General features: G+C 60.5%; 8 protein-coding genes. 6 read left to right on the top strand and 2 right to left on the bottom strand.

Annotation, left to right across the window (positions count from 1 at the left end):
- On the top strand, positions 1-931 hold a 931-nt coding region (locus BP737_RS12610), incomplete at its 5' end, for a TIGR03557 family F420-dependent LLM class oxidoreductase (RefSeq protein WP_342686229.1).
- Positions 932-959: 28 nt separating this feature from the next.
- Positions 960-1316, top strand: a complete 357-nt coding sequence (locus BP737_RS12605) for a cupin domain-containing protein (RefSeq protein WP_342686228.1) — start codon at positions 960-962, stop codon at positions 1314-1316.
- Between the two features lie 173 nt (positions 1317-1489).
- Here the strand turns inward: BP737_RS12605 and BP737_RS12600 are convergent, their stop codons facing one another.
- Positions 1490-1837 carry a hypothetical protein gene (locus BP737_RS12600; protein WP_292409748.1) on the bottom strand — a complete coding sequence of 116 codons (348 nt, stop codon included), beginning with the start codon at positions 1835-1837 and terminating at the stop codon, positions 1490-1492.
- Positions 1838-2635: 798 nt separating this feature from the next.
- Here BP737_RS12600 and BP737_RS12595 point away from each other — a divergent pair.
- Both BP737_RS12595 and BP737_RS12590 read left to right on the top strand, forming a co-directional pair.
- The gene (locus BP737_RS12595; RefSeq protein WP_342686227.1) at positions 2636-3628 is read left to right on the top strand and encodes a TIGR03557 family F420-dependent LLM class oxidoreductase; all 993 of its coding nucleotides are present in this window, start codon (positions 2636-2638) and stop codon (positions 3626-3628) included.
- A 42-nt stretch (positions 3629-3670) separates the two neighbouring features.
- A complete protein-coding gene (locus tag BP737_RS12590) occupies positions 3671-4060 on the top strand; it encodes a cupin domain-containing protein (RefSeq protein ID WP_342686226.1) in 390 nt (129 codons plus the stop codon).
- A gap of 114 nt (positions 4061-4174) precedes the next feature.
- Here BP737_RS12590 and BP737_RS12585 read toward each other — a convergent pair whose 3' ends face one another.
- On the bottom strand, positions 4175-4423 hold the full coding sequence (locus BP737_RS12585) for a DUF5654 family protein (protein WP_292409741.1): 249 nt from the start codon (positions 4421-4423) through the stop codon (positions 4175-4177).
- Between the two features lie 232 nt (positions 4424-4655).
- On the opposite strand from BP737_RS12585, the gene BP737_RS12580 reads away from it, so the two are divergent.
- Positions 4656-6668: an ATP-dependent DNA helicase gene (locus BP737_RS12580; RefSeq protein WP_292409740.1), complete on the top strand. Its 2013-nt coding sequence runs from the start codon at positions 4656-4658 to the stop codon at positions 6666-6668.
- Positions 6656-7108, top strand: coding sequence for a methylated-DNA--[protein]-cysteine S-methyltransferase (locus BP737_RS12575; RefSeq protein WP_292409739.1), 453 nt, complete (start codon positions 6656-6658; stop codon positions 7106-7108). Before BP737_RS12580 ends, BP737_RS12575 begins: the two co-directional genes overlap by 13 nt.
- The last annotated feature ends 23 nt before the right edge of the window (positions 7109-7131 follow it).

The following is a 7131-nucleotide window of genomic DNA, read 5'->3' as shown; positions in this document are numbered from 1 at the left end:
ACAGGCAGTCAGAGCAGAAAATGACGGTTTCGACTCAATCTGGGTAGATGACCACTTCCACCCCTGGTATCACACCAACGCACAGGCGGGGCAGGCCTGGGCCTGGATGGGCGCGGCACTCCAGGCCACCAAGAAAGCGTTCTTCTCGACCTGCATCACCTGCCCGATCATGCGGTACAACCCGGCAGTCGTCGCGCAGACGTTCGCCACCCTCCGGCAGATGTATCCCGGGCGGGTCGGTATTGCCGTGGGTGCCGGCGAAGCGCTGAACGAGGTACCGGTCACCGGCGAGTGGCCGAGCGTACCGGTGCGGCAGGACATGACCGTCGAGGCCATCGAGGTGATGCGGAAACTCTGGGAGAGCAACGAGCCCGTCTCCTTCAAGGGCAAGTATTACACCCTCGACAATGCGTTTCTGTACACCAAACCCGACGACGAGGTCCCGCTCTACTTCAGCGGAATGGGCCCGAAGGGAGCACAATTAGCAGGAAAATACGGCGACCACCTCATGACGGTGTCTGCGGAGCCCTCTGTGCTGAAGACGGTCACCATCCCGAACTTCGAGAAAGGCGCCCGCGAGGCCGGGAAGGACCCGAGCAAGATGGAGCGCGCCATGCTCGTCTGGTACGCGGTCGACCCCGACTATGAGAAAGCGGTTGAGGCACTGCGCTTCTGGTCCGGTTGCCTTGTTCCTTCCATGTTCAAATACAGGGTCTGCAATGCAAAAGAGGTCGAACTCCATGCAAACCTTGTTGGACACGACATGATGAAGGGCAACTTCATGATTGCAACCGACGCCGAAGGGATGATCAAGGAGATCGAGCGGTTCAAGGCGGCAGGCATCACCCACTTCTGCCTCGGGAACTCCAGCCCGGACGTGAACGCCGGCATCGATATCTTCAAAGAGGTCATCCCCGCCGTCAAGGATTGAACCGGGCTTTCCCGATCCGTCCCGATTTATGGGAGAAACGATGGAAAACCAGAACATTGCCCGGCTCATGGAGGGGGGTGCCGCCTTCTTCTCTGCAGAAAAAGCGGGCAGACGATCCGCGTGGTACTCAAACCCGGCGTGGACAGGTGCCGCCTTGACGGACTTTGCGCCGGGAGCGGATACGAAGGAGTCGTTCTCTTCCCACCTCGTCGGGGTGTGTAAGGGCCGTGAGGTTCCCGACCACCTCCGCGAGGGCCAGTGGGAGTGGAACGCCATCCTGGACGGTCATGAGAAGATGTTCCGCGACGGGAAGGAGGTACCCTTCAAGCCCGGAAACGCCTTCACCACGCCGCCTGGGGGTCAGGCACGCCGTCGCCGCCGGTAAGGAGGATGCCGCACTGCTCGCAGTATTTGTTCCCGATCCGAAATGATGGCGGGGTTTCCCGTCTCATTCTTCATACCGCATCTCTGCGTCAGGTGCCCGGGGGCACCTTCAATATCCGCCTCATTCTTTTTTTCAAATAAAGGAGTATTAACCCCGCGATGGCGTCATCCGGTTCACCGTCTACCGGGGTATCCGTGGACCCGTGCCCCGGTGAATTCGATCAACTCATTCTTCATTTCCCCCGGTTGTCCGGGCCCGGAGAATATGGCTGCACCGGGCCGGCTACGCCGTTCCGGTGCGCGGAACGTCACTTCCCCCGCCGCGCATACTCCTCGATGATCCACCGGCGAAGTCCCGCACCGGGGCGGCGCCGGGATTTTCTCTGGTATTCCGACGATCGGCACCTCCGCGAGGTCCGCCTCCCCGATAGCCGGGTCCTCTGAGATCCGGGCGATGAGCGGGATATCGCTCGTTGTGGCGACATCGTCCCGCCCCGGTTGATTCTCAGACCCGACCGTCATGCGGAATAGCAAGAGAGTCCGGCAGTCCGGACCTATCTCTCCGATATGCAGCATGCCGAGGACAGCACGAACCACAGGATGTCACAACAGAGCACCTGGCCTTCAAGGAAACCCGGTACCGGTCGCTCTTCTTGACCCGCGTCCTGGAGACCGAAAAGCCCGAGTTCCTGCCTCCTCTCCAGTACCGAAAGGAGCGTTCCTCTCCGTGGACCTGGCACTCTATCTTCAAGTTGCCCTCCGGAGAGATAGCATCGTTTATGATCGGCGTCTCGGATGCTGTCCGCGAGGAGGCTGAAGCGCCGTTCCGGGCATGCGAAGCTCATGTGGCGCAGGAGACGGACCCTTCAGAAACGAATATCTATCTTTAGTGTTGAACGTAGCGTTTCCCCTGCTCCGGGAGTACGGTCTCCGGTTTCAACGTGTCTCTGATTAAACTCCTGCAATCTGCGCTTTGATTCAGATATTCTCTAAGAATAGGTATCTCTCCTGCGGAGGAGACACATGCAGAGTTATGGTATTACTGAATATCTGCCATCGTTACCTCAGTATTGCTGATCAATAAACGACAGTTATATCTGTAGTCACAACCACAATCCATGCTGTGGACACTTAGTCCGCACATGACAAACCGGAAGAAACCATCTACGGGGTAGGACAGCTGCGGCCCGCCACAAATAAGTGGGATTGATGTGCGAGCCTCAGCCACCGTACCAGTGCTTTTGTTGGCGCTGGTGACGTATCAAGATTTGGGTAGATCTGCCCCCGATAGGTATCTTTGCCGATTGTCAGGAGGTCAGTATGAAGACACAAATCGGTTATTTTGCATCTCTGGAGCAGTATTCTCCGACGGATGCGCTTGAACAGGCAATCAGAGCAGAAAAGGTGGGTTTCGACTCGATCTGGGCCGATGATCACTTCCACCCCTGGTACCACGAGAACGCGCAGTCTGCGCAGGCCTGGGCCTGGATGGGTGCGGCGCTCCAGGCCACCAAGAAAGCGTTCTTCTCGACGTGCATCACCTGTCCGATTCTGCGGTACAACCCGGCAATCGTCGCGCAGACGTTCGCCACCCTCCGGGCGATGTACCCCGGGCGGGTCGGGGTCGCCGTGGGCGCCGGTGAGGCGATGAACGAGGTTCCGGTCACCGGAAAATGGCCGAGCGTTGCCGAGCGGCAGGACATGACCGTCGAAGCCATTGAAGTGATGCGGAAACTCTGGGAGAGCAAGGAACCCGTCACCTTCAAAGGCAATTACTTCACGCTCGACAAGGCGTTCATGTACACCAAGCCCACGGATGAGGTTCCGCTCTACTTCAGCGGCCTCGGACCCAAGGGCGCAAAACTCGCCGGCATGTACGGCGACCACCTCATGACCGTTGCAGCCGCCCCCTCGGTCCTCAAGAACGTCACCATCCCCAAATTTGAGGAAGGTGCGAGGGAAGCCGGGAAAGATCCGAGCAAGATGGAGCACGCCATGCTGATCTGGTACTCCGTCGACACCGACTACGACAAAGCGGTCGAGGGCAACCGGTTCTGGGCTGGGTGCCTCGTCCCCTCGATGTTCAAATACAAGGTCTACGATCCGAAGGAGGTCCAGCTCCACGCGAACCTTGTCCACTCCAATACCATCAAGGAAAACTACATGTGCGCCACAAACGCCGAAGAGATGATTAAGGAGATCGAGCGGTTCAAGGATGCAGGCATCAACCACTTCTGCCTCGGGAACTCCAGCCCGAACGTGAACGCAGGCATCGATATCTTCAAGGAGATCATTCCTGCCGTCAGGGATTGAACCAGATTTTCCTGAAACGTCCCTTTTTTTTGGCGAAAAACGATGGAAGACCAGAACATTGTCCGGCTCATGGAGGAGGGGCTCGCCTTCTTCCCTGCAGAGAGAGCGGGCAGACGACCCGTGTGGAACTCTAATCCGGCGTGGACCGGTGTCGCTCTGGCGGACCTTGCGCCGGGAACGGATACGAAGGGGTTATTCTCTTCCCACCTCGTCAGGGTGCGGAAAGGCTGTGAGGTTCCCGACCATCTCCACGAGAGTCAATGGGAGTGGAACACCATCCTGGACGGTTATGGGAAGATGATCCTCGACGGGAGGGAGATATCCTTCAAGCCCGGAGACTCCTTCACCACGCCGCCCGGTGTCAGGCACGCCGTCGCCGCTGATAAGGAGGATATCGCGCTGCTCGCAGTATTTGTTCCCGACCCGAAGTGACAGCAGGGGTTTCCCGTCTCATTCTCCCCGGTACCGCACATCCGCATCCGGCGAAAGTCCGGGTGCGGATTTTTCCGCCTCCGATCATCCTTTCACCCGGGGAACGTCCGGATATTATCTTCTTACCGTCTCTTCCTCGCCCTTTGCCCTTGCTGCGGCGCGGCCGATCCAGATCGTCGCGAGCACCGCGATGATCGTCACGACGATGGCATACGCCATCATTGCGACAAGCGAACTCTGATCTCCGAAGATGATCCTGAAGAGCTCCTGGATGGCTTCGTTCCACGCGAGAGCGGCGACCAGGCCGAATGCGGCCGTGATAAGGGCCGCTATATTTCCAATGACCTCTGCCTTGAATGCCATAGCATCATCACCTAGGAGCGGTGAGCGTCGTTGTATATAATGGTTCCGGGAACGGACGCTCCGGGACGGCGTCGTGCGGCGTTGACGCTCCCGCAGGCCAGATGCGCATCTTCGTCCCGCAGATCCCGGCAGGGGCTCTCACTTTTTTCCGGCACGGCGTCGTGCGGCCCTTCCTTCACTTTCGCTCCGGGCACCCAAACTACATTGGGATCGGCCGTCGACGTATAATGCAATGGATACCCTCGACGACTGGTTCCCTTACCGGGAGTACAGGCCCCACCAGCGGGAGATGCTTGAAGCGGCCGCATCTGTCGCGCGCGACGGCGGTATTGTCATGATCGATGCGCCGACCGGGAGCGGCAAATCGAGCGTGGTCTCCGCGCTCCTTGCCGAGAGCCGGGGACGCAAAGTGCTCGTCGCTGTCCGCACCATCAGCCAGCTCTCCACGTTCATGCGCGAGCTTGAACTCATCCGGGAGAAGCGCGGCGATCTCAGGTTCGCCTACCTCATTGGCAAGTCCAGCATGTGCCCGCTCGGCGGGGAGGGAGATATCTACCGGCGGTGCGAGGGTGTCAAGGCCTTCTCGACGGCGCTGATACGGGAACGGGCGCAGAAGGGATCGCTCGTCCCGGCAAACGACCGCCAGATAAAGCAGCAGATCCGGAAGATGGACCCGGACCACCCGCTCATCTGCCCCTACTTCATTCACGGCAAATCGTTTGTGGAGCCCGAGGACGCGGGATTGAAGATGATCCCGTCGGCAGCCCTGCGCGTCCGGGCCGAGCGGGTGAGCACCGAGTTGATCTGGCCCGACCAGCTCGCCGGGTTCTGCGGCGACATCTGCCCCTACGAGACGATGATGCACGCCGCCCGGGACGCCGACGTGGTCCTCGTGAACTTCTACCACCTCTTTGACGACGTCATCCGGGAGCAACTCTACCTCTCGCTCGGGATCGAGGGGCACGACACCCTGCTGCTCATCGACGAGGCGCATAACTGCGGCGATGTCGTCCAGAGCATCGAGAGCGTGATGATCGAGGAGCGCGACATCGTCCAGGCCGGGCACGAACTTTCCGGGCGCCGGCGGTCCCAGCACCAGGCGGACGCCGTCAGCCAGATCCTGCCGCAGATCACCCGGTTCATGGATGCGCTCAAAGCCTCGCACGAGGTTGAGGACTGGTTCGACCCCGCCATCTTCCAGCGGATGATCCTCTCGGGCACGCTCTACCGGAGCGTGGAGGAGGTCGTGGACGACCTCCTCAAGATCAGCGAGGGGATCCGCGAGAAGAACATGCAGGCGGGCGAATTCCGGGAGAGCGCGATTGAGCGGCTGACCGAGTTCTTCTACCGGATCTTCCGGTCCGCGGCCGACCCGGCGTACCTCACGGTCTACCGGAAGGAGGACGACGGCACGGTGGCGCTTGAGGTGAGAAATATCGACCCGAGTACCAAACTTCAGGATATCGCCCAGGCGCACGCCTGCTCCGTGATGATCTCCGGGACACTCTCTCCCATCGAGAGTTACCGCCGCTACTACTTCGGCGATCTCCCCGTCACCGCGATCTCGCTTCCGAACGCTTTTCCCCCGGAAAACCGCCGCATCCTCTGCGCAAACGATATCACCACCGCTTACTCGATGCGCCGGGACAGAGAGAACCTTGCGCGGGTCGAGGACTACATCACCACGTTTGCCGCCCTCCCGGGGAACCTTGCAATCTACTTCCCCTCCTATGACCTCTTGAACACCTTTGCGGAGTGGTGCACCCCCCGGATCAAAAGGAAACAGATCTACGTTGAGTCCAAGGATGCTACGGCCTCAGCCGCGATGCTTCGTGAGTTCATGGCCCTTCCCGGGACGGGCCGCTCCGGCACCCTCTTTGCGGTCTGCGGCGGCAAGTGGAGCGAGGGACTGGACTACCGGGGCGAGATGCTCGCGGGAGCACTCGTTATCGGTCTCCCGCTCGCGCCGTTCAACCGCGTCCGCCGGATGGTGATCGACTACTTCAGGATGAAGTTCGGCGATGAGGGAGAGTTCATCAGTTACACCCTTCCGGCGGTCAACCGTGCCCTGCAGGCGCTCGGGAGAGTGCTCCGGACGCCCGAGGATCGGGGGATGCTCGTTCTCGGGGACCGGCGGTTCCTGGAACCCCGGGTTCATGCCGGGCTGCCGCCGTGGATGCAGGAGGAGATGGCGGCGTGCACCCTCGACCTCTTCCGAAAGGAGGCCGGCAGATGGCGATCCTGACCGGATCGTGCCGATTCGGCCTCTGGTATGTCCACGTGACGTGGCAGGACGACCTCGTCTATCGGGTACGGTTCGCTCGCACGGGCCTTCCCGGTCCGGTCCCCGATGAGGTCGTGCGCTACTGTGCCGGGCGGCCGGCCGACCTCTCCTCATTCCGGAGCATCGCAACCGAGGGGGACTCAACCTTTGCGAGGATCTACCGTGCGGTTCGTGCGGTTCCCCGCGGGGAGACCGTCACCTACGGCGAGATCGCCCGGCGCGTCGGGACCGCGCCCCGTGCGGTCGGATCGGCGATGGCGAAAAATCCGACCCCGCTTGTGGTGCCCTGCCACCGTGTCGTTGCAAAGACCGGGCTCGGGGGGTTCTCCCCGGACGTGACGATCAAAGAGGCCCTGCTCGCCATTGAGCGCCGGGAGAGAGTGGGAGGAGTTAACAGGTAACTCCGCATATAGTACACCCGAGT

Origin of the sequence: Methanoculleus sp. UBA291, from assembly GCF_002499755.1 — an archaeon.
Lineage (GTDB): Archaea > Halobacteriota > Methanomicrobia > Methanomicrobiales > Methanoculleaceae > Methanoculleus > Methanoculleus palmolei.
This window is presented reverse-complemented; position numbering and strand designations above follow the sequence as displayed.

Excerpts from the sequence above, each read along its gene's own strand:
- BP737_RS12605 (WP_342686228.1), top strand. The coding sequence starts at position 960 with ATGGGAGAAACGATGGAAAACCAGAACATTGCCCGGCTCATGGAGGGG.
- BP737_RS12590 (WP_342686226.1), top strand. The coding sequence starts at position 3,671 with ATGGAAGACCAGAACATTGTCCGGCTCATGGAGGAGGGGCTCGCCTTC.
- BP737_RS12600 (WP_292409748.1), bottom strand. The coding sequence starts at position 1,837 with ATGACGGTCGGGTCTGAGAATCAACCGGGGCGGGACGATGTCGCCACA.
- BP737_RS12595 (WP_342686227.1), top strand. The coding sequence starts at position 2,636 with ATGAAGACACAAATCGGTTATTTTGCATCTCTGGAGCAGTATTCTCCG.
- BP737_RS12585 (WP_292409741.1), bottom strand. The coding sequence starts at position 4,423 with ATGGCATTCAAGGCAGAGGTCATTGGAAATATAGCGGCCCTTATCACG.
- BP737_RS12580 (WP_292409740.1), top strand. The coding sequence starts at position 4,656 with ATGGATACCCTCGACGACTGGTTCCCTTACCGGGAGTACAGGCCCCAC.
- BP737_RS12575 (WP_292409739.1), top strand. The coding sequence starts at position 6,656 with ATGGCGATCCTGACCGGATCGTGCCGATTCGGCCTCTGGTATGTCCAC.